Here is a 22,426-nt window from a genome sequence, read left to right on the forward strand (position 1 = left end):
TCAGGAAGAACTGCTACCTCTCTCGACATGCCCGATGCCCCGCTGGCATGTCCCGCCGAGATGGGTTATCAGCGCGGGCAGGTTGCATCTAACTGGGTTTTCATCGGTCGGCGGATGACGCGTCTTTCGCATCTCAATTTGCGCAATTTCCTGATCGCGCTCCACGACTTGCTGGCGACCACGGCGGCGCTTTTCGCCGCCTTTTATCTACGATTCGAGGGTGGCGAAGGCTTCTTCGAACGCTTGCCGCTGCTGTTCCAGATCCTGCCCTATTTTCTTGCCTTCAGCGTGGTCGTGTTCTTCGTCTTGAACCTGACCACGACGAAATGGCGGTTCATCTCGCTGCCGGACGCGCTGAACATCATTCGCGCGGCGACCGTGCTGACGGTTGCCTTGCTCGTGCTCGACTACATCTTCGTCGCGCCCAACGTTCGCGGTGCCTTCTTCCTCGGCAAGGTGACGATCGTCCTCTACTGGTTCCTGGAAATCTCCTTCCTCAGCGCGCTGCGCATGACTTATCGCTATTTCCGCTATACGCGGGTGCGGCGTCATGCGAGGACCGATGATGCCGCGCCGACGCTGCTGATCGGCCGCGCCGCGGATGCGGAGGTGCTGCTACGTGGGATCGAGAGCGGGGCGATCAAGCGCATCTGGCCGGTTGGCGTGTTGTCGCCGTCGCTTGCGGATCGAGGCCAGTTCATCCGCAACCTGCCGGTGCTGGGCGGCATCGACGATGTCGAGGACGTCATCGCGGATTTCGCCAAGCGCAACAAGCCGATCGCCCGCCTGGTGATGACACCGTCGGCGTTCGAGCCGGAGGCGCGTCCGGAATCGATCCTGATGCGGGCGCGCAAGTTGGGCGTGATCGTCAACCGCATGCCCTCGCTCGAGAGCGGCGACACGCCGCGGCTCACGGCCGTCGCGGTCGAAGACCTCCTGCTGCGGCCGAGCGAGAAGATCGACTATCTGCGCCTCGAAACCCTGATCAGGGGCAAGGCGGTGATAGTCACCGGCGGCGGCGGCTCGATCGGCTCCGAGATCTGCGAGCGCGTCGTCGCCTTCGGCGCCGCGCGTCTTCTGATCGTGGAAAATTCCGAGCCGGCGCTCTACGCGGTCACCGAAGCGCTCGCCGCGCATGCGGCGGCGCAGATTGAAGGGCGGATCGCCGACATTCGCGACCGCGAGCGCATCATGAGTCTGATGGCGGAGTTCAAGCCGGACATGGTCTTCCATGCCGCGGCGCTCAAGCACGTGCCGATTCTCGAGCGCGACTGGAGCGAGGGCGTCAAGACCAACATCTTCGGCTCCATGAATGTGGCCGACGCAGCGCTCGCCGCCGGCGCAGAAGCCATGGTGATGATCTCGACCGACAAGGCGATCGAGCCGGTGTCGATGCTCGGCCTGACCAAGCGTTTCGCCGAGATGTACTGCCAGGCGCTCGACCGTGATCTTGCTGCAGCGAACGGCGGTGCCAAGCCGCCGATGCGGCTGATCTCGGTCCGTTTCGGCAATGTGCTGGCCTCGAACGGCTCGGTGGTGCCGAAATTCAAGGCCCAGATCGAGGCTGGCGGCCCCGTGACCGTGACGCATCCCGACATGGTCCGCTATTTCATGACCATCCGCGAGGCCTGCGATCTCGTCATCACGGCGGCAACGCACGCGCTCGGAGCGCAGCATTCGGACGTCTCGGTCTACGTGCTCAACATGGGCCAGCCGGTGAAGATTGTCGATCTCGCCGAGCGCATGATCCGGCTCTCCGGGCTTCAGCCGGGCTACGACATCGATATCGTGTTCACGGGCATGCGGCCGGGCGAGCGCCTGCACGAGATCCTGTTTGCCTCCGAGGAGCCGACCCGCGAGATCGGCGTCCCCGGCATCATGGCCGCGCAGCCGAACGAGCCGCCGATGCAGACCCTGCGCAAATGGATTGCGGCGCTCGAGCAGGCGATCGCGCGCGACGACCGCGCCACCATCAGGACCATCCTGAAGGATGCGGTCCCCGAATTCGGGTCGACCGCGGCCTGACAATGCGTAACCCATTCAGTGAAACAACGAGCAAGCGATGAGTGATAATGAGCCCGTTGTGCTGGTAACAGCAGCCAACAGTTTTATCGGCCGCCACTTTACGCGTGGCCTTCGCTGCCCGGGATGGACAGTCCGCAATGCCGCTTGGATGGCATCGAGAAGGAGGTCGTATCGAATCGATCGGTCTCCGGGAACTAATTGGCAGCTGCCCTAGCCGGCGTCCACCGTCGTTATTTGGCGAGATGGGCGTACATCACAACCAACGAGGCATGCGGTCTAACTCTACCGGGGCGTTCTCAACGGTAGTCGCAGGCCCGCAGCACAGCAATGGTTTGCGCGCGCCACCTCGCCTTTTGCACCGTCTCGTGCACGGCCGCAGAAGTGATGGTCGCGCGCCCTTCAGGGAGCTCGATGTGCTCACTCCGCCTGGGATTGCTATCAAGCGTGAAACTCTCCTCCTGCGCGGCTGCGATCAACTCGCCGTCCAGCAACACCTCCGCACCATCATGGTGTCCGTGCTTGATTCCCGAGCTGATTCCGATCAGATACATCTCGTGTAGGCCCCTTCAGGGCGCCTTCTATAGAAGCTGGCCATTGTGCTGCCGAAGCCCCTGACCACTGCCATTTTGGCGTGATACCCCTGGCGCAGGAACCTTGCATCGTCCCAGCCGCTCCCTTATTACCACCCCCTGTAACGATATGGCCTGGAATTACCCCTTTCTGGATCCCAAAACGTGTTTGAACGAACCCTCGTCACGATCGCCGAAACCGAGACCATTGAGGAAGCTTTCCGGCGCCTGAATGCGAACATGCTTGGTATCCTGTTCGCGCAGGACGCGAGCGGACGGATCGTCGGCGCGGTGACAGACGGCGACATCCGTAGGCGCATGCTGACCGGCACCACGATCCAGGACCGGGTTGCCTCTTGCATCAATCGCAACTTTGTCTGGGCACGGACCGGCGGACCGCGCGAGCAGATCCTCAAGCTGCTCGACCAGCGCGTGCACGTGGTGCCGATCCTCGATGGCGAGGGACGGCTGGTGGACGTGTTCAGCCGCGAGCTGTTCAACCTGTCGGAAGAGAGCGAGGTGTTCGCGCGCGCCCGCTCGCCGGTGCGGATCAGCTTCTCCGGTGGCGGCACCGACCTCACGCATTACTTCGTGGCGAATGACGGAGGCGCGGTCATCAATGCCACGATCAAGATGTACGCTCACGCGACGCTGCGGCGCCGGAGCGATCCCAGCATCCGGATCTACTCGCACGACTTCCGCCGCACAGTTAAGGCTGACAATCTCGCAGAGCTCGGAACGGACGGAGACCTCGCGCTGATCAAGTCGGTCGTGCGCCTGATCAAGCCGCCTTACGGATTCGAGCTCGAAGTGTCGGCCGACTTCCCGGTCGGCTCCGGTCTCGGCGGCTCGGCGGTGGTCTCGTCCGCGATCATCGGCTGCTTCAATGAATTCCGTGGGGATCAGTGGGACCGCCACGAGATCGCGGAGATGGCGTTCCAGGCCGAGCGGCTGATGCTCAACATCCCCGGCGGCTGGCAGGATCAGTACGCCACCGTGTTCGGCGGCTTCAACCACATGGAGTTCTTCTCCGATCAGAACACCATCGTGCCGCTTCGGCTCGATCCCAACATCATCGCCGAGCTCGAAGAGAGCCTGGTGCTCTGCTACATGGGCTCGGGCCGCGATTCCGGCGCCATTCACCGCGACCAGAAGGCCCAGCACGAGACTAGCGACGCGGTCGCCGCGGCCGCCAAGCAGAAGGAAGTGACGCGCCACATCCGGCGGCATCTGCTGCGCGGCCAGCTCCTGGAATGCGGCCGGCTGATCGACGAGGCCTGGCACGCCAAGCGCAAGCTGAGCTCGAAGATCTCGTCGGACGCGATCGATGCGATCTACGATTTCGCCAAACAGCACGGCGCGGTCGGCGGCAAGCTGCTGGGCGCCGGCGGCGGCGGTTACTTCCTGTTCTTCGTACGTCCGTTCGAACGCTACCAGCTGATCGCCGCGCTGGAACAGCAGGGACATCGCTGTTCGCGCATCATGTTCGAGGAGAATGGGCTGCGGACGTGGAAGTCGCGCTTTCCCGCGCGGCTGGCCTGACGAAATTGAGACGAGAATGTTGATGACATCGCCCAAACAGCCTGCTCCGGTCCGCATCGGCAACCGTCTTCTGGGCGATGGCCAACCCTGCTACGTCATCGCCGAGATCGGCAACAACCACAATGGCGACTTCGACCGCGCCATCGCGCTGGTCGATGCCGCGGTCGCGGCCGGCGCCGATTGCGCCAAATTCCAGATGCGCAAGCTCGACGAGGTCTATCGCGCCTCGAGCCTGTCCGGAAAGGACGACGACCTCGCCGTCGAATATACGCTCGATCTCCTGCGCCGCTTCGAACTGCCGACCGCGCAGCAGAAGAAGATCGCTGAGTATTGCGCAGCGAAGGGGATCCAGTACCTCTGCACGCCCTGGGACGCGAAGAGCGTCGCCGTGCTCGAAGGTTTCGGCGTGCAGGCCTACAAGGTCGCCTCGGCCGATCTCACCAACCTGCCGCTGCTCGCCTGCCTCGCCGCCACCGGCAAGACGCTGATCGTCTCGACCGGCATGAGCACGACGGACGAGATCAAGGCCGCGGCGAAATTCCTCGACGACCGCAATGCGGGCTATGTGCTCCTGCACTGCCAAAGCACCTATCCTGCCGCGCTCCACAACATCCACCTGCGTTTCATGGAGACGCTGCGCGAGATTCATCCCGCCGTCGGCTATTCCGGCCACGAGCGCGGCATCGCCGTCTCGACCGCCGCGGTGGCCCTCGGCGCCGTCGTCATCGAGCGCCACATCACACTCGACCGCGAGATGGAAGGCCCCGATCATGCCGCGAGCCTCGAGCCCGAGGAATTCAAGGCACTCGTCTCCGGCATCCGCGAGGTCGAGGCGGCGCGCGGCGAGAAGCTCGCAGAACGCGCGCTAAGTCAGGGTGAGTTGATCAACCGTGAAAATCTCGCGAAGAGCCTGGTGGCCGCGCGCGACCTTCCGGCCGGCACGATGATCTCCGAGAGCGACATTGCGGTGAAGAGCCCGGGACAGGGCCTGTCGCCGCTGAAGATGCCGGCGCTGCTCGGCCGCAAGCTGACGCGGACGATGGCGGCCGACGACTATTTCTTCCAGACCGACCTCGACGAAGGCGCCGCAAAAGCGCGGCGCTACCGCTTCGACCGCCCGTGGGGCGTGCCGGTGCGCTATCACGACACCGAGCGCTTCCTGGAGATTTGCGAGCCCGACATCATCGAGTTCCATCTCAGCTATAGCGACATGGAGCGCGATCCCGCGGCCTATCTCTCCGGCACCTATGATCTCGGTTTCGTCGTGCACGCGCCGGAGCTGTTTGCCGGCTCCAAGCTGATGGACCTCGCAACTCCCGACGAGGCTTTGCGGCGGTACTCGCTGGAGCAGACGCAGGCGGTGATCGACATCACCCGCGGCTTGAAGAAGTTCTTTCCCAAGACCAAGCGTCCGCCGATCGTCGCCAATATCGGCGGCTTCACCATGGACGAGCCGCTGCCACCGGAAGCGAAGGCCGAGCGTTACCGCATCTTTGCCCAGAGCCTGACGGAGCTCGACATGGACGGCGTCGAGCTGACGCCGCAGACCATGGCGCCGTTCCCCTGGCATTTCGGCGGCCAGCGTCACCAGAACATCTTCATCTTCCCGGAGGAATCGGCTGCGTTCTGCGCCAAGCATGACCTGCGCATGTGCGTCGACATCTCCCACACCAAGCTCGCTGCCAATCATTTCGGCTTCGACTTCGCGCAAGGCCTCGCCCAGCTCGGACCGCACACTGCGCATCTGCATTTCGGCGACGCCAAGGGGCTCGACGGCGAAGGCCTCCAGATCGGCGACGGCGAGATCGATTTCGACGAGATCGGACAGGTGCTGCGCAAGCATGCACCGACCGCGTCGTTCATTCCCGAGATATGGCAGGGCCACAAGAACATGGGCGAAGGCTTCTGGACCGCGCTCGAGCGTCTTGAGGGGCACATCTGATGGCGCGCAAGACGCTGGCCGTGATCGCCGCACGCGGCGGCTCCAAGGGCATCCCGCACAAGAACCTGCTCGATCTCTGCGGCAAGCCGCTGATCGCCTGGACAGTCGAGCAGGCACGCGGCGCGCGCGGTGTCGATGTGGTCGCAGTCTCCTCCGACAGCGACCAGATTCTCGCCGCGGCCGAAGCGGCCGGCGCCGTCGGCGTGCGCCGGCCCGACGACATTTCGGGCGACCTCGCCTCCTCCGAATCCGCCTGGCTGCACGCGCTCGAAGCCATCGACGCGCGCCTCGGGCGCTTCGAGCGCATCGTCGCGCTCCAGGCGACCTCGCCGATCCGCGAATCCGCCGACATCGAACGGGCGCTGGAGACCTTCGACCGCGAGCACCTCGACAGCCTGCTCTCGGTCTGCGAGGTCGAGGATTACTTCAACTGGCGGATCGGCGCCAACGGCCCGGAACCGATCAACTACGATTTCCGCAATCGCCGGATGCGGCAACAGATCGAAAAGCGCTACCTGGAGAACGGCTCGTTCTACGTTCTCATTCCCTCACTCCTGCGCGAGCAGAGCAATCGCCTCGGCGGCAAGATCGGCTTTCACGTGATGGAGCGTCACAAGATGTTCCAGATCGACCGTCCCGAGGACGTCAAGCTATGCGCCGCCATCATGCGCAGTTACGGTTATGCCTGATCTCGGCGCGTTCTCCCTCGCAGGCAAGATCGCGGTCGTCACCGGCGCCTCGCGCGGCATCGGCGCGGCGATTGCGAGTGGCCTGCAAGATGCCGGGGCCACGGTGTTCGGGCTCAGCCGGTCCGGGACCGCGCCGCAGAGCGTGAGCGCCATTGCCTGCGATCTCTCCGATGATGCGGCGATAGAAAGCGCGTTCCGTATCATTGCGGCACGAGGCGAACGCATCGACGCACTCGTGAACGCCGCCGGCATCAGTCTTCCCGCCCAAAGCGCCGAAAGCGAGCTCGCGCGGTTCCGTGCGACGGTCGCAACCGACCTCACCGGAGTCTATGCCACGATCCTTGCCGCCCATCCGCTGCTGAAGAACGCGGGCTCGGCTGCGATCGTCAACGTCACCAGCATCAATTCTGTCCGCGGCTTTCCCGGCAATCCCGGCTACGTGGCGGCAAAGGCCGGTCTAGCCGGGCTGACGCGCGCGCTCGCCGCCGACTATGGGCCCGACGGCATTCGCGTCAACGCGCTTGCACCGGGTTATGTCGCGACCGAGATGACCGCGACGAGTTTCGCCGATCCTGTCATGCATGAGGATCGGCGCCGCCACACCATGCTCGGCCGCTGGGGGCAGCCCGCCGACATGGTGGGAGCCGCCGTTTTCCTCGCATCGGAAGCCTCCGCCTATATGACCGGCCAGGAGATCTTCGTCGACGGCGGTTGGATCGCCAAAGGCCTCGCCATCAGTTCGGACAGCAAATCGTGACCGCAACGCTGCAACGCATCGGCTTCATGCAGGGACGCTTGTCGGCGCTCGTCGACGGCAAGATCCAGGCGTTTCCGTGGAACGAATGGCGTGACGAATTCCCGCGCGCGAAGGAACTCGGCCTGACGCGGATGGAATGGACCATCGACCAGGAGCGGCTGCGCGAGAATCCGCTCACGACCGAGCCGGGACAGCAGGAGATTCTAGCGCTGTCGCGCGAGAACGGCGTGCGCATCCCGAGCCTGACCGGCGACTGCTTCATGCAGGCGCCGTTCTGGAAGGTCGATGCCGTCGTGCGCGATGCACTCGTCGCCGACCTCGACCTACTCATCGCCGCCTGTAGCCGCATCGGAATCGAATTCGTCGTGATCCCGCTGGTCGACAACGGCAAGATCGAGCGCGAGAGCGAGAGCGATACATTGAAGCGCGTGCTGCTCGCGCGCTCGGAGTCACTTGCAAGGCGAAACGTCAAGATCGTCTTCGAATCCGATCTGCCCCCGCGCGAGCTCGCCCGGTTCATGGAGGCATTTCCGGCCGACGTGTTCGGCATCAATTACGACAGCGGCAACAGCGCCTCGCTCGACTATGACAGCGACGACGAGATCGGCGCTTACGCGCCGCGCATCCTCAATGTTCACGTCAAGGACCGCATCCGTGGCGGCACCACTGTCCCACTCGGCACCGGCAATGCGGATCTCGCCAAGACGATCCGGCTGATCGAGCGATCCGGCTACAAGGGGCACTACATCCTGCAAACCGCGCGCGCTGCCGACGGCGATCATGCCGGCGCGCTGGCCAGATATCGCGACATGACGGTCGGCTGGATTGAGGACGCCGCGCGATGAAACTCGAGCTGAACGATCGCGTCGCTCTCGTCACCGGCGCCAGCCGCGGCATCGGGCTTGCGATCGCAGCGACGCTCGTCGCCGAGGGCGCAAAGGTCGCGCTCGCCGCGCGCGGTGCCGACGCGCTTGATGCCGCACGGGCGGCGATCGGTGGCAGCGCCTCGGTCCATGTTGCCGACGTCACGGATGCGGCCGCGGCGAAGGCGCTGGTCGCGAGCGTCGAGAAGCAATGGGGCCGGCTCGATGTCCTGATCTGCAATGTCGGCAACGGCGCCTCCGTGCCGCCGGGCCAGGAAACCGCGGCGGAATGGTCGCGCGTGATCAATCTCAACCTGTTCGCCGCGACCAACATGATCGAGGCGGCCCGGCCGCTGATGGCGGGCGGCAGCGGCGACCGGGCGGTCGTTTGCATCTCGTCGATCGCCGGCATGGCGGCGCTTGGCGCGCCCGTGACCTACTACGGTGCGAAGGCGGCCCTGAACGCGACCGTGCGCGGACTGGCGCGGCCGCTGGCGCTGGAGGGCATACGCATCAACGCAGTCGCCCCCGGGAACATCTTGAGCCCGGACGGCACCTGGGCGCGCAAGATGGCCGAAAACAAGCGGGCGGTCGACGACATGCTCCAGCGCGAGGTGGCGCTGCGCCGACTCGGCACTCCGGAGGAGATCGCCGACGTCGTTGCCTTCCTTGCTTCGCCGCGCGCCGGCTTTATCACCGGCAGCGTCGTGGTGGCCGACGGCGGCCAGCTCAAAAGCTGAACAGGAGCCTTCGATGGCAGTCCCCTTCTCCCGCTACGACCTGACCGGACGGACCGCGCTCGTGACCGGGGCCGGCGGCCTCCTGGGCAAGCAGCATGTCGCGGCGCTCGCCGAAGCTGGCGCGCGCGTGGTCGTCTCCGATGTCGGCTTGACGCAGGCCGAAGCCGCCGCGGCGGCGCTGAAGCAGGTCGCACCCTCGGCAGATCCGATCGCGCTTGAGATCAACGTCACTTCGCTCGACTCGGTGCGCGCCGCACGCGAGCAGCTTGCAAGCCGCGGCGTCACCGTCGACATCCTCGTCAATAACGCAGCAATCGACCCCAAGGTGACCTCCGCGCCCGGCGTCACGCACTCCTCGCGCTTCGAGGCGTTCCCGGTACCGCAGTGGCAGACCGAAATCGCGGTCGGCCTGACCGGCGCGATGCTGTGCGCGCAAGTGTTCGGCGGCGAGATGGCCAAACGCGGCCGCGGCGTGGTCCTGAACATCGCCTCCGATCTTGGGGTGATCGCGCCGGACCAGCGGCTCTACCGCCAGCCGCACGTGACACGCGAAGAAGAACAGCCGGTGAAGCCGGTGACCTACTCGGTGATCAAGCACGGCTTAATCGGGCTGACGAAATATCTGGCGACCTACTGGGCTGATCACGGCGTGCGCGTCAACGCGATCTCGCCGGGTGGCGTCTTCAACAACCAGGATCCAGCTTTTGTCGAACGACTGACGCGACTGATTCCAATGGGCCGCATGGCTCATGTCGACGAATACCGCGCGGCGGTGCAGTTCCTCTGCTCGGATGCCTCGAGCTACATGACAGGGCAGAACCTGGTGATGGACGGCGGCAGGAGCGTATGGTAACCAGCTCCCCAATCTCCTATTTCGTGCAAATGATGATCCGGCGCAAAAATGAGCATGTTCAACGATAAGTCTATTCTGATCACCGGAGGCACGGGATCGTTCGGGAAGAAGTTTGTCGGCTGTCTCCTGAAGAACTTCAAGCCCCGTCGTATCGTGGTCTATTCGCGCGACGAGCTGAAGCAGTATGAGATGCAGCAGGAGTTCAATCAGCTGGCGATGCGTTACTTCATCGGCGACGTGCGCGACGGCGAGCGCCTGCGCACGGCCATGAAGGGCATCGACTTCGTGGTGCATGCCGCAGCGCTGAAGCAGGTGCCTGCCGCCGAATACAATCCCATGGAGTGCATCAAGACCAACGTCCATGGGGCGGAGAACGTAATCCAAGCGGCGCTTGAGGCGGACATTGAAAAGGTGATCGCATTGTCGACCGACAAGGCGGCGCAGCCGATCAACCTCTACGGCGCAACAAAGCTCGCCTCCGACAAGCTGTTCATCGCGGCCAACAACATGGCGGGTGGCCATCGCACCACGTTCAGCGTGGTTCGTTACGGGAACGTAGTCGGCTCGCGCGGTTCGATCGTGCCCTTGTTCAACAAGCTGATTGCCGAGGGCGCCGATCACCTGCCGATCACCGATCCGCGTATGACGCGGTTCTGGATATCGCTGCAGCAGGGCGTCGACTTCGTAATCAAGAGTTTCGAGCGCATGTCCGGGGGAGAGATCTTCGTTCCGATGATACCGTCGGTGCGCATTCCTGATCTCGCGGCGGCGATGGCTCCGACACTGCCGACCAGGGTGATCGGCATCCGGCCAGGCGAGAAGCTCCACGAAGTCATGTGCCCGACCGACGATTCGCATTTGACGCTCAAATTTGGCGATCACTTCGTAATTAAGCCGACGATCAAGTTCTTTCGTCGTGACGTCGATTACCTCACGAACCAGATCGGCGAACGCGGCGAAGCGGTGTCAGACGGCTTCGAGTACAATTCCGGAAGGAACGACCACTTCCTTAACGTGGCCGAGATCAGAGAATTCAACAAAATTGCGGTCCAATGATCCCGTATGGTCGCCAAGATATTTCCGCTGAGGACATCGACGCCGTCAAGGACGTCCTGCAGTCAGACTGGCTGACCCAGGGACAGGCCGGCCCACGGTTCGAACAGGCGATCGCCAAATACTGCGGGGCGGCCAATGCGGTCGCAGTGTCGAACGCGACCGCCGCGCTTCACATCGCCTGTCTGGCGCTTGATCTGGGTCCCGGCGACATTCTGTGGACGGTCCCGAACACCTTCGTGGCCTCGGCCAATTGCGCGCTCTATTGCGGCGCAAGCGTCGACTTTGTCGACATCGACCCGCGCACCTACAACATGAGTGTAGCGGCGCTGTCGGAGAAGCTGGAGCGCGCAAGTGGGCAAGGCCGGCTGCCAAAGGTCGTGGTCCCCGTACATTTCGCTGGACAATCCTGCGAGATGACCGAGATCCGCGCCCTATCGCATCGCTACGGCTTTCGCATCATTGAAGACGCCTCTCACGCGGTCGGCGGCCAATATCGCGGGCGGAAGGTCGGCTCCGGTCATCTCAGCGACGTCGTAGTCTTCAGCTTCCACCCGGTCAAGATTATTACGACGGGCGAAGGCGGTATGGCATTGACCAACGAGCCGAAGCTTGCCGAACGGCTCTCGTATTTGCGCACCCACGGCATCATCCGTCCTGTGCAGGCTCCGGCCAGTTCCGACGAACGGCGCTCCAACGAAGATCAGCACGGGCCCTGGATGTACGAACAGATCGAGCTTGGGCTGAACTATCGCATGACGGACATCCAGGCGGCGCTCGGCACCAGCCAGCTTGACCGGCTCGAGGCCTTCGTCGCGCGTCGGCGCGAGCTCGCAGTACGCTACGATGCCCTGCTTGCGCAGCTGCCGGTGATCTGCCCCTGGCAGCATCCTGACACGAATTCGGCTTGGCACCTTTACGTGATCCGGCTGCGGCGAAACGAAATCGAGCTCAGCCGGCGGCAGGTATTCGAGGCACTGCGCGCTGCCGGCATCGGAGTCAACGTGCACTACATTCCGGTGCATACTCAGCCCTATTATCAACGTCTAGGCTTCTGCGTCGGAATGTTCCCGGAGGCCGAGAGCTACTACCAGGACGCCATCACGCTGCCGCTGTTCTCGAAGATGACCGATGCCGAGCAGGACACCGTCGTCGCGGCGCTTACGAAAATCCTCGCATGAAGATCGCAGTCATTCCAGCGCGAGGCGGAAGCAAGCGTATTCCACGCAAGAACATCCGTTCGTTCTGCGGCAAGCCCATCATCGCCTATTCGATCGAAGCTGGGCGCGAGAGCGGCGTGTTCGACGAGATCATCGTGTCCACGGATGACGAGGAGATTGCAGCTATAGCGCGCCAACTCGGCGCCACCACGCCATTTATGCGGCCAAAGGAGATTGCCGACGACCACGCCGGAACCGCCGAGGTCGTCCAGCACGCAATCGCCTGGTTCCTTGCACAGGGCACCGACGTCAGTCACGTCTGCTGCATCTACCCGACCGCTCCGTTGATCCAAGCGCACTTCTTGCGCGAAGCCTATGATGTCCTGGCCGGATCCGACGCTACCTATGCCTTTTCGGTGACAAGCTACGCCTTTCCGATCCAGCGCGCCATTCGCCTTACTGCGGCAGGTCGCGTCGTTCCCTTTCATCCAGAGCATCGCATGACGCGGTCGCAGGATCTCGAGCCGGCCTATCACGACGCAGGCCAGTTCTACTGGGGCACCGCCGCGGCGTTTTGCGATGCCGTCCCGATGTTCTCGGAACGCTCCGTCGGAATCGTCCTGCCAAGGTACCTGGTTCAGGACATCGATACGATCGAGGACTGGGAGCAGGCTGAATACATGTTCCGCGCGATCAGCCGGCGTTAGATCCGGCCTCGAGCAGCGGGCGAAGGAACGCGGCAAGGTCGCCCTCCTGGTACAAGTGCCCCGATATTCCCGCAGCGACGGCTGCTTCGACGTCGCGACCATTGTCCCCGACAAGCAGACTTCCTTCCGTCCGGACAGGCCATGCCTTCATGCAATCGAGAATCATGCCCGGGGCCGGCTTGCGGCGGTCGCTAACGCGCCGATACGCCTCAACGGTGCCTTCCTCATGGTACGGACAATACTGGTAGTCGTCGATATGCGCACCAATTGCGGCGAGCTCGCCGGTCATCCAGTCGTGTAGCCGGTGGACGTCATCGACGCCATAGTAGCCCCGCGCAACGCCCGATTGGTTGGTGACGACAAAGGCGTAGTAGCCGCGATCATTGCACAGCTTGATGGCCTCGCGGGCACCGTTGACCCACTCGAAGTCCTCAATCCGGTGCACATAAGCTTTGTCGATATTCAGCACGCCGTCCCGGTCGAAGAACACCGCAGGACGCCTCAGCCTGTTGGGTAATTCGCTTTGGGCACGCTCAAAATCGGCAGGAATGCCAATATCAATAAAGAATCCGTCGTAAAGTTCGGCCTCAAGTCGCTCCTCTGCGACCAGCTGCGGAAAGATCTGCTGTTCGAGCGAGCACGGCATCTCGTCGATGTACTCGAAAATCTCTCGATCGACGCAATAGATGCCAGTGTTGATCGGCCCACTCGGTTGGTCGCCGGCTGCTAGGAAGCTTTTAACCCGTTTGTGTTCGAGCAGAACGCGGCCGTAACGGTTGCCCGCCATATCCCGCTTTAGCGCCATATGACAAATCGAGCGCGATTTCGCCGCTTGCGCAGCGAGATCGAGCAGATTGAAGTCGAAATAGGAGTCGCCGTTCAAAACAAAGAACTGGTCGTGGAGCCGCGATGCGGCGTGCTTCAACGCGCCGCCGGTGCCGCACGGCGACGGCTCTGACACGACCGTCAACGATGCACCGCGCCAGCGCTTGCCATGGTAGCCCTCGACAATACTCTCGGCGCGATGGCCGGCAAGCAGCAAGATTTCTTCGATGGTCGGATAACGCGACAGCTCGTCGAGAAGATAGTGGAGGAACGGTCTGGCGCCGACGTCAAGGAGCGGCTTAGGGACGAGCCGCGTTCTGTCGCCGAGCCGTGACCCGAGACCTCCGACCAGGATCGCCGCCTGCTTCAGCATGAGACCGATTCGCACGACGGAGTTGAGTCAAGAGCGAGTTTCATGTCTCGTAGACAAGCGGTCAATTCAAGTTACCTACGGTGCGTGCGCGGACTGCGCTCGGCCCACGGATTATGGCATACAGCAGCATCGCTAGCAGCGCAATTGCCCCGGCGAACATCGCATGTCGGGTCGGCTGGGGAGACACCTGAATGATCGTCACATCCTCGCTGAGCGTCGTCGGATAGGTCTTGGTCGGACCGATTCGCGTCGTGAGGGCACGCCGTTCCGCCAATGCGGCGGCGAGCCTCTCCTCATTCTTAGATATGAGATCCAGCACCCACACACGCCGTAACATCAATGCCGCGGCATCGTTCGATACCTCCGGGCCCAACGAGTTCGGCGACGCCAGCGTCTCTCGAATTTTGGTAAGATTGGCGATGTTGGCGTCGACCAACGCAATCTGCGCGTTGAGTTCCGAAAGCAACTCGTTGCGGAGCTTGTCGTGACCCTCGCTGAGCTGGCGTACCGCAGTCTGGAGGGCTTCCCTAGCCCTTTGCGCCGTCCCGGCACGAACCGTCAAAGAAAACGCGTCGGATGTCTGCGGTCGCGCACTCAGACTCTCCAGGATCTGTTGCCGATCTCGGTCACCGTTTTCGGCACGAAGGTTCATAGCCGTTACTAAGCGCTCCTTGAGCGGCAGAGAGTTCAACTGAAGGGCGGCCGCCTGGACCGGCACCACTTCCGCTCCATCGACCCGGCCCAGCCTAACATTGGCGGAAGCGACGTAGCCGACAGGAAGCAAACGATCGACTAGGAACACTACTAGCGTCACCGCCAGCGTGACCGACACGATGGCAAAAATGCGCGGCCGAACCGCCCGGCCGACGAATACGAGCATCCCACCAAGATACTCTCTGCTTGATGTCCGGATCTGGTCACTACTCAAGCCTCTTTCCTCCCTCGACTGCAGGCAAGCTTTCGCAGGAAATCAACGGCCCGGACAAGCTCGAACGCCATTTCTCTTCAGCAACAAATACAAAAACGGCGGTCACAAGCTTCACGAAAAACGTAAACTGAACGAAAGAGTTAACCATTCCCGTGACGACGTACAGCGAGAATGCATACAACAGTGGGGTCAAGAAAAAACACGTAGCATACCGTTCCTGCACGATACAGCGCGTGAGCAGGAACATGAACTCCGAAAACAGCATTGCCGAAAGAGCGACAAGAGCCAAGCCTTCCACCGGTCCACCGAGTTCGAAAAGCACTTCGGGCCAACCACCGGTGTAGGCCGAACCTTTTCCAAGGATGAAGTGAGCGCGATCGAGCGGCAGCGCCAGCTCCATCAGCCACTGCATGGTCGAATTCCGATTTGGATCGAAAGGATCGACGAACAACTTGTACAAGGTTTGATCAGTGCTCCAGTCGCCTCGCAGAAACACACGCTCATAAGTCATCCACCACATCTCGCCCTGCTGTACGAAGATGCGCTGGGACAATTTGAACAGAAGCTGGTCGCGCTCAAACCCTCTAACAATGGCATAGGAGTAAATCACTGCACCTAGGATCAAGACTGAAACGACGACGCCGGGCAGCCTGATGGTCCTGAAAATCTTGGCATAGTCGAAGGCCGAGGTAGTGTTTGCGAGCAGCACGGCACCTACGGGCAGGATAAAGAAAGAAGAATAGGAAAAGAACGAGGAGAACCGATGCCCGACGACGAACAGATAAAGGATGAAAATCCCGAAAAGCACAGCAAATCGCAGGTCAAACTCTCGACCTCTCGATGACGGAGCCGCGAAGAAGACGCCCAGCTGAAAAGCCAACATGGGACCCCACTCGATCAGCCGATGATGCAAGGGACCACCATACTGCGCCGAATAGTCGTAACGCTCCATAGCAGCCAATATTGGTATCGGCCCGCGAATCAGCAGTTCGACCCAGAGCGCGACCGCAAAGAGGCCTATGATCCAATGTGCCAAATCAGACAGCGTCGGACGACCGCCGGGAAGCATATCGGCCAACCTCGGGCCGCTTGTCAGCGCAACGAGCCGCTTGTTCCGAAACGAATACATCAATGCTGCGATTACCAATCCCTGCGAGGCCGCGAGGGGTAAGGCCGCACTACCCGAACCGATGTCTCGCTCCAACTGCTCCGAGAACACAGGGCCGGCTAAATCGATGTAGAGGACGGACAGCAATCTCCAAGCAAGCGAGAAAAAAACAAAAAAAGCCACCATGAACAGGCCGAGCTTGTTGATCGCAATCCGCACCATCGCCAGCAGCACAAGACACACAGCGAGCGCGCTCGACAGCGTCCATAGTTCCGAGTCCCACAATGGATACCCCCTCGCGGCATAAATCATCGGCTGGATCCCACAATCTGCCAGGAGTCTCCAGCCCACCCGACTTGCACAGTATTGTCCAGAAACTCCCCACCGTCTCTCGTGCACCCTCTAGTGCTGCATAATTCCCATCAGATTCATGTGAGCCGGCCGCGAGTGCTCAATTCCCAGTATGGTTCGACGATTGTCATTGGAGCGCTGCAAATGAAGGCTTGCCAGCGTAACGCCCACACACGTCGTGACGGTAGTTCCTCGTCCGCCGAAGGGCTTCAGGAAATCAAAAACACCGCTTCCGAAAAGGTCGACAACGGACATCTCGCGCGCTCCCAGCGGCGGAATCTCACCGAAGTCGCCTTTCAATTGTTCTCCGTCCTCGCGGATCAATATCGACGACGGTCGCGCCGCGTGCGCGTAGTCGGGATCCGATGAATGGTTGAGCAGCATCAAGCTGCTGACAAAGTCCTCTGTAGCGAGGATTTTTGGGTTGATTCCTGTGAACCCCACGTGAGACTTCAGTCGCCCCTCGTTTAGGGGGCGAGCAAAGGCGCCAGTGCGATAGATGGCGACGTTGTCTTGATCGACATAGGTCATGGAAAAGCTGCCGGGCGAGGAGCGATAGGCGTCCATGCGACCGTGCGACATGACCGCGACGATCAGATAGTCTCGCGGCGCCAGCCCCAACTCTGCGATCAACCTGGTCAGGTCGATCTCGAAAGAGGCCCCCGGCTTGTGCGTCGAAGGAATTTCTCGGCTGGCCAAGTATTCGCCATCGCGCGACAGCACATGAAGCTTGAAACGCAAATTGCTACTGAAACCTGATCTAAGGAGACTTGCGAATTCGGGACCAAGGTCCTTGACTGCCTCCCACAGATTCTTCTTCAAGCTGCCGGCCACGAGGCTGCGCAAATATTTGGCATCGATCGCCTTGTGCCAGATGGGAATTGAAAACCCCAGTCTGCACTCAAGCCCCTCAAAGGTGGGAAGGATGAACCTCGGCTCGTGCGGCTTCCAAGGCGTGGCTGGAAATCGACTCACGTGAGCCCCCTTCAAAAGTGATGCAAACTAAACTTGCCGTTGGCGAACTGATAGAAGCTAAAGGGACTAGCCATATTACCTCCGCTGAATTCCAGCGCAAAAGTTTCCGCCGAACCTATAAGACGCTTGGCATCGGGGAACAGGTCCATCGTGCTAATGCGCCGTGCTCCCATCGATGGTATACTTGGGAGGCTTCTCTCACCCAATAGCGTGCCATCCAACGCACGCAGTCTCGCGGTTCCAAAAGCCTCCCCGTCCGGCGCAAGACAGGCATTGACCAATATGACACCCGATACCTCGACGAACCTCGTCAGGTAGGTCTGCATCCAGGCGGGTGTAGGGAATGGATTGGCGGCAACTGCCTCGCGCTCGTGGGACAACGTGATGGCGCCGCACTGTGAGTAATACTGGGTGTAGTAGCCGGTCGTCACCTTCTTCCCCGGACGGACGCTCGCGCCTTGCTTCGGCAGCAACGTCATGGCGACGGTCCCCGAGACGTCGGGACATAGGTCCGAAGTCCTCAGCTGCAGTTGACCGTTGAATCCCAGATCCTTCCGAAGGTAGTTGACCCACCTACCCTCCGCATCGAAAAACCAGATGTGAGCTTCGGCGTCCTGCTGTTCCTTAAGAAAGATCGAGAAGTAGTTGAAGGCACAGACTTCGGTGGCCACAACATCATCATTGCGAAGATACAAGACCGCAGGCGGGTAACCGCGCTCAAGGGCCTCAGAAATTTTTAAATCGCTCGACATGTCCTGAGATACTCGTTGCGGTCTGCGGGACTAGCGCCGGCGCGCCACAGCACCAAGCGTCAGAATTTGGCCCAACCTGGGACGTCTTTACGCTCCCAGAGGTCAACAATCAACCTTGCATTGTCGCGCAATGACCCCGAAGTCTAGGATCGCGAGAAAGTTTGGTCGATCTCATCGACTAGGTGCCTTTTCACGACGCACCAGTGCGCGCCCAAGACGTCCAAACATTACCCGCTCGGCGCTCGTAAGAACGATCGCACTGCTCAAGGCCAACGCAATAAGGCAGAGAAGCCCGCCCAGGATGACAAGCTCACTCAAGCTTTCGAGGGGCAGGACGAACTTGCATAGGCCTACTATTCCGGAAAGGATGATCCCGACCACCAAGTGGCGCGAAAGCTGCCCCCAAAACAATGAGTTCGGCAAACTCATCTGAGCTAGCATGTTGTGTGCGAGGAGCGGTGCAAACACGACGTGCGAGATAGTCCACCCTAGAATGAACGCATGCTCGCGAAACCAAGCAAGCGTTAACAGGGTTATTGTGTATTGGGTCAAGACCTGCAAGTACAGAAGCTTTGTACTGAAGGAGAGAAACTCCGACTTGACCATCAAGGCCGTCTGGCCCGCACCAAGCTGTATCGTTATCGCGGGCACCAGCATCGACATGGCAACCCAAGGCCATTCTTGAGAGTGTTGCGGGCCCACCCACACGGTCAAAACCTGGCGCGAGCAGAGAGCAAGCACCATCAAGACTGGCAGCACAAAGGCTGCTGGCAAGACGAGGCCGTTCCGCCCCAAGATCTGCAAGCGGCGGGTATCGGTGGTCTCTTCAATACGAGCCGAGAGGGGAAGTATCGCCGAATAGAGTGGCCCCATCGTCGCCTTCAAGAAGCGCGGCAACCTCGTGATCAAATCGTAGGTACCCACTTCGATGGGACTAAACAGAAACCCGATCACGAGAGGCGGAAGAGTATGCTGCAACGTTCCTGCGATCCGGTTATTGAACATCTGCAGGCATCGATGAAGAAGGTCTTTGCGGCTCGCCTCCGTCCACAACGTGAAACTCAATAAAGAGCCATGGACTGTACTTTTGACAACGATGCCCAACACCAGATACTTTGTCACAGTCGTTCCGAGATAGGCATACGCAAGCCATTCGAACGGAGCTTGCTCCCAAGCGGCAAGGTAGATCGAACCGATATAGAGCAAACTGCTTCCGACTTCAGTTAGACGCAACCAAGCGTACTGCTCAAAGCCCTTGAGAACTCCTTCCACGACCAATCCAACGAAACAGATTGGCAGCACGAGCGCCGTAACGTGCAGCATCGAAACGAACCCGAGAACCTGCTCGTGCTGCACCTTTAGGGCGACAGCGAGCCAGGTGGACGCAAGCCATAGCGCCATGCTCGAGATGGTCCCCGTGGCCATGGCAATCAAGGTGAGAAGCGATACCTTTTCGCTCGCCAGCCTCCAATCTCCGAGCCGCCCGCGAGCCACGACCTGCGTGGCAAGTTCCGACACACCGAAATCGATCAGGGCGAGAAAGCCGCTCGGCAGAAACGCTCGCACCAAGACGAGAAGACCCAAAATGGCAATCCCATAGGATTTTGCAATAAGTCCGACCGAAAGGAGTCCCAGCACGCCTGCGGCCCCGTAGGCGATCGCAGAGATTGCAGTATTATGCAGAAATGGGCGCAGCACGGTCAGTTCACCTCTGCGAGCTGCAGGCTTGCGCCGCTGCTCAACTTTCTCGTTCGGACATTCGCGGCAGGCCGGGCTACAAATCGCCGGCTATCAACCGACGCCGCATTGAGTCGCTGCAATATCGCGTTCACGGTTTCGGCATCGAACGCCTTCCCGGCCCGCCGACGCTCGCTCTCCTCGGAGCTGTAGCTCCGGCGCAGGACCGAACTTGCCTTATACCCGAGCGTTCGGCGAAGCGCGCCGGCCACGACACCGCGCAAAGACGGCGGCGGCAACGAATGCATGGACTGTTTGCAGCGCCTGGCGATAGCGATCGTCGCGAGAACTGCCTCGGAAACGCGGGCGGAGCTATCGCCATCCACGGCGGTATAGAGATCGCTGATGATTTCGCGGCGAAATGCCCCGGTCTCAGGGGGCAGCGGTGGCATGCGATTTTCGAGGCCCCGCCGGACCAGCTCGAGCATTTCAGCCTGTCCGCGCGCTCCGCGACTGACCCGCGTCGCAGCATCAAGGCGCAGGGAGGGCGTGTTGAACCACTCCATGCTCAACGGCTCCACGTTCAGCATAGTTGCTTCGATCGCGGTGGAACAGTTCTGATGGACAAGCAGACGCGCGCCGCTGATCCACTCGAGGGACGTTCCGCTCTGGATCACTTTTGCATTCGGCAAGGCGGCGAACGCATCATACGAGTTGATGTTCTCGAACGGATGCGGCCGCAGCACGAACTCCACTTTAGAAAAGTGCTCCGCCAGCTTGATGGCCATGTCCAATGTGTTGCGGTAGGCTCGCCTGCCATCAGTGATGAACTGACGAGCGAACTCGCGCGCGAAGCCGGCCTGCACCATCGACTCCTCCTCGGCAGACGAGCTGCCGGAGAACCGCGGGTTCACAGTCGGGAAATTCGTGTTGATGAGGACATAGCCCGAACCGACGGACGGGCTCGCCAACGCCGCGCGCCAGGGCGGTGCGCAGAAATCATAGCGTGGACAACCGGTGGCGTGCAGGATACCCGCTGCGACGGTGCCCTGCCGCAAGAACGCCGCGTACTGCGCCTGTCCCCAGACACAATAGAGATCGACAAGGTCAGGGCAGCCCGCGCTCTTCACCATGTTTGCGAACTGATCCGCATTCTTGCCGCCAATTCCCTCCGTATCCAGAACACCGACGAGAATCCCCGCGCGCTTGTAGGACTTGATCAGGTCGGCGTTGTTGGGACGAGTGTAGTTTACCAGCACGAGATCAGGCCGCAAGGCTGGGACATCGAACCCCTGCTCGTACATGGGCACGAGCGTGGTGAGCGCGCCACGCATTGACAATTGCCGAGCAAGCAGCACTAGCCCATCGAGGTCGCGAAGCGGGTTGTCGACGATCAGACAGACATGGGGCTGTTCAGCCACGATCGCTCCTCGATTTCCCCTGCGGCATTTGAAAGGCATCGTCCGCGGACGAGAGCACATCCCAACTCATTGGAGTCCCGCGGCGAACCGCCCGCCCGACACGCTTGCCGAGCAAAGTCTCGAAATATTTCGGTGGCAGGCCGAGGCCGGGCCGGATAATCCGCAGATTCTTTTCGGTTAGCACATCACCCGGAGCGAGATCCTCCGCCACATAGAGCGAGCGACGGAACACAAGCGATTTGCGTTCCTTCTCCGTGAGGCCATAATGCACCTCTCCAAGCGCGAGCCAGGCGCGCTCGGTCTCCACGACCAGAGCCGCCATCTCCTCGGGTTCCATCGAGAACGTGGAGTCAACACCGCCGTCGGCGCGCGCAAGCGTAAAATGCTTCTCGATCACGGTCGCACCCAGCGCAACGCTCGCGACTGACGCGCCGATCCCGAAGGTGTGGTCCGAAAGGCCCACCTCGCAAGCGAACAGCTTCCGCATATGGGGGATCGTCAGGAGATTGGTGTCGGAGGACGTTGCGGGATAGGTGCTCGTGCATTTCAGGAGCACAAGTTGTCTGCAGCCCGCAGCTCTCGCCGCCCGTACCGTCTCATCGAGTTCGGCCACGGTCGCCATGCCTGTCGAAATGATCATGGGCTTGCCGGTAGCCGCGACCTTGCGAATGAGCGGTAGATCAGTGTTCTCGAACGATGCGATTTTGTAGCAAGCGACCCTAAGACTCTCGAGAAAATCGACAGCCGTAGCATCGAACGGCGTCGAGAATGGAATCATGCCCAATGAGCGGGCGCGCTCGAAGATCGGTGCATGCCACTCCCATGGGGTGTAGGCATCGTGATAGAGTTTGTGTAGTGACGTGCCTCGCCACAGGCTGTTGGGATCGTCGATGAAGAATTCGCCCTCATCCAGATCAAGGGTCATCGTATCGGGGGTGTAGGTCTGTAGCTTGAGTGCGTGCGCGCCGCACTTGGCGGCCGCATCCACGATCGCCAGCGCACGGTCGAGCGACTGATTGTGGTTGCCCGACATTTCGGCAATGATGAATGGCCGATGCGACCGGCCGATTGAATGACCGGCAATGGAGATCGTGTTTGTCATAAAATGCTCCTGAC

Annotated in this window: 20 protein-coding genes; 11 read left to right on the forward strand and 9 right to left on the reverse strand. The window is 61.2% G+C overall.

The window, feature by feature from the left end:
* The first annotated feature begins 114 nt into the window (after positions 1 to 114).
* Positions 115 to 2,025 (forward strand): SDR family NAD(P)-dependent oxidoreductase, encoded by a 1,911-nt coding sequence (locus LRP30_RS27520; protein WP_249756763.1) that lies wholly within the window; start codon positions 115 to 117, stop codon positions 2,023 to 2,025.
* 296 nt (positions 2,026 to 2,321) lie between these two features.
* Here the strand turns inward: LRP30_RS27520 and LRP30_RS27525 are convergent, their stop codons facing one another.
* On the reverse strand, positions 2,322 to 2,576 hold the full coding sequence (locus LRP30_RS27525) for a hypothetical protein (protein ID WP_249756764.1): 255 nt from the start codon (positions 2,574 to 2,576) through the stop codon (positions 2,322 to 2,324).
* 183 nt (positions 2,577 to 2,759) lie between these two features.
* On the opposite strand from LRP30_RS27525, the gene LRP30_RS27530 reads away from it, so the two are divergent.
* The 10 genes from LRP30_RS27530 to pseF are packed head-to-tail and all read left to right on the forward strand — an operon-like array spanning position 2,760 to position 12,900.
* Complete coding sequence (locus tag LRP30_RS27530; protein WP_249756765.1) at positions 2,760 to 4,136, forward strand: CBS domain-containing protein; 1,377 nt, start codon at positions 2,760 to 2,762, stop codon at positions 4,134 to 4,136.
* Positions 4,137 to 4,158: 22 nt separating this feature from the next.
* Positions 4,159 to 6,078: an N-acetylneuraminate synthase family protein gene (locus LRP30_RS27535; protein WP_249756766.1), complete on the forward strand. Its 1,920-nt coding sequence runs from the start codon at positions 4,159 to 4,161 to the stop codon at positions 6,076 to 6,078.
* Complete coding sequence (locus tag LRP30_RS27540; RefSeq protein ID WP_249756767.1) at positions 6,078 to 6,767, forward strand: acylneuraminate cytidylyltransferase family protein; 690 nt, start codon at positions 6,078 to 6,080, stop codon at positions 6,765 to 6,767. Before LRP30_RS27535 ends, LRP30_RS27540 begins: the two co-directional genes overlap by 1 nt.
* Entirely contained in the window at positions 6,760 to 7,524 is a 765-nt protein-coding gene (locus LRP30_RS27545; RefSeq protein WP_249756768.1) for an SDR family oxidoreductase, read from the forward strand. The genes LRP30_RS27540 and LRP30_RS27545 overlap by 8 nt, the downstream gene beginning before the upstream one ends.
* A complete protein-coding gene (locus LRP30_RS27550) occupies positions 7,521 to 8,369 on the forward strand; it encodes a sugar phosphate isomerase/epimerase family protein (protein WP_249756769.1) in 849 nt (282 codons plus the stop codon). The genes LRP30_RS27545 and LRP30_RS27550 overlap by 4 nt, the downstream gene beginning before the upstream one ends.
* A complete protein-coding gene (locus LRP30_RS27555; protein ID WP_249756770.1) occupies positions 8,366 to 9,127 on the forward strand; it encodes an SDR family oxidoreductase in 762 nt (253 codons plus the stop codon). Before LRP30_RS27550 ends, LRP30_RS27555 begins: the two co-directional genes overlap by 4 nt.
* Before the next feature lie 13 nt (positions 9,128 to 9,140).
* Entirely contained in the window at positions 9,141 to 9,980 is an 840-nt protein-coding gene (locus LRP30_RS27560) for an SDR family oxidoreductase (protein ID WP_249756771.1), read from the forward strand.
* A 54-nt stretch (positions 9,981 to 10,034) separates the two neighbouring features.
* Positions 10,035 to 11,036, forward strand: coding sequence for a UDP-N-acetylglucosamine 4,6-dehydratase (inverting) (gene pseB, locus LRP30_RS27565; RefSeq protein WP_249761840.1), 1,002 nt, complete (start codon positions 10,035 to 10,037; stop codon positions 11,034 to 11,036).
* Positions 11,033 to 12,214 (forward strand): UDP-4-amino-4,6-dideoxy-N-acetyl-beta-L-altrosamine transaminase, encoded by a 1,182-nt coding sequence (gene pseC, locus LRP30_RS27570; protein ID WP_249756772.1) that lies wholly within the window; start codon positions 11,033 to 11,035, stop codon positions 12,212 to 12,214. Before pseB ends, pseC begins: the two co-directional genes overlap by 4 nt.
* A complete protein-coding gene (pseF, locus tag LRP30_RS27575) occupies positions 12,211 to 12,900 on the forward strand; it encodes a pseudaminic acid cytidylyltransferase (protein ID WP_249756773.1) in 690 nt (229 codons plus the stop codon). The genes pseC and pseF overlap by 4 nt, the downstream gene beginning before the upstream one ends.
* On the opposite strand, the gene LRP30_RS27580 is transcribed toward pseF, so the two are convergent.
* The 8 genes from LRP30_RS27580 to pseI form a co-directional block, all read right to left on the reverse strand.
* Positions 12,887 to 14,098, reverse strand: coding sequence for an HAD-IIIA family hydrolase (locus tag LRP30_RS27580; RefSeq protein WP_249756774.1), 1,212 nt, complete (start codon positions 14,096 to 14,098; stop codon positions 12,887 to 12,889). The two genes, pseF and LRP30_RS27580, sit on opposite strands and share 14 nt — an antisense overlap.
* A 61-nt stretch (positions 14,099 to 14,159) precedes the next feature.
* A complete protein-coding gene (locus tag LRP30_RS27585; protein ID WP_249756775.1) occupies positions 14,160 to 15,026 on the reverse strand; it encodes a hypothetical protein in 867 nt (288 codons plus the stop codon).
* Positions 15,019 to 16,446 (reverse strand): DUF6418 domain-containing protein, encoded by a 1,428-nt coding sequence (locus LRP30_RS27590; RefSeq protein ID WP_249756776.1) that lies wholly within the window; start codon positions 16,444 to 16,446, stop codon positions 15,019 to 15,021. The genes LRP30_RS27585 and LRP30_RS27590 overlap by 8 nt, the downstream gene beginning before the upstream one ends.
* A 90-nt stretch (positions 16,447 to 16,536) precedes the next feature.
* Positions 16,537 to 17,460, reverse strand: coding sequence for a hypothetical protein (locus LRP30_RS27595; RefSeq protein ID WP_249756777.1), 924 nt, complete (start codon positions 17,458 to 17,460; stop codon positions 16,537 to 16,539).
* A gap of 11 nt (positions 17,461 to 17,471) precedes the next feature.
* On the reverse strand, positions 17,472 to 18,212 hold the full coding sequence (locus tag LRP30_RS27600; RefSeq protein WP_249756778.1) for a hypothetical protein: 741 nt from the start codon (positions 18,210 to 18,212) through the stop codon (positions 17,472 to 17,474).
* Positions 18,213 to 18,383: 171 nt separating this feature from the next.
* Positions 18,384 to 19,910 carry a teichoic acid transporter gene (locus tag LRP30_RS27605; protein WP_249756779.1) on the reverse strand — a complete coding sequence of 509 codons (1,527 nt, stop codon included), beginning with the start codon at positions 19,908 to 19,910 and terminating at the stop codon, positions 18,384 to 18,386.
* Positions 19,911 to 19,912: 2 nt separating this feature from the next.
* Positions 19,913 to 21,310, reverse strand: a complete 1,398-nt coding sequence (locus LRP30_RS27610; protein ID WP_249756780.1) for a surface carbohydrate biosynthesis protein — start codon at positions 21,308 to 21,310, stop codon at positions 19,913 to 19,915.
* Positions 21,303 to 22,412: a pseudaminic acid synthase gene (gene pseI / locus LRP30_RS27615; RefSeq protein ID WP_249756781.1), complete on the reverse strand. Its 1,110-nt coding sequence runs from the start codon at positions 22,410 to 22,412 to the stop codon at positions 21,303 to 21,305. The genes LRP30_RS27610 and pseI overlap by 8 nt, the downstream gene beginning before the upstream one ends.
* Positions 22,413 to 22,426: the final 14 nt, after the last annotated feature.

The sequence above is a fragment of the Bradyrhizobium sp. C-145 genome (assembly GCF_023375135.1).
GTDB lineage: Bacteria > Pseudomonadota > Alphaproteobacteria > Rhizobiales > Xanthobacteraceae > Bradyrhizobium > Bradyrhizobium zhanjiangense.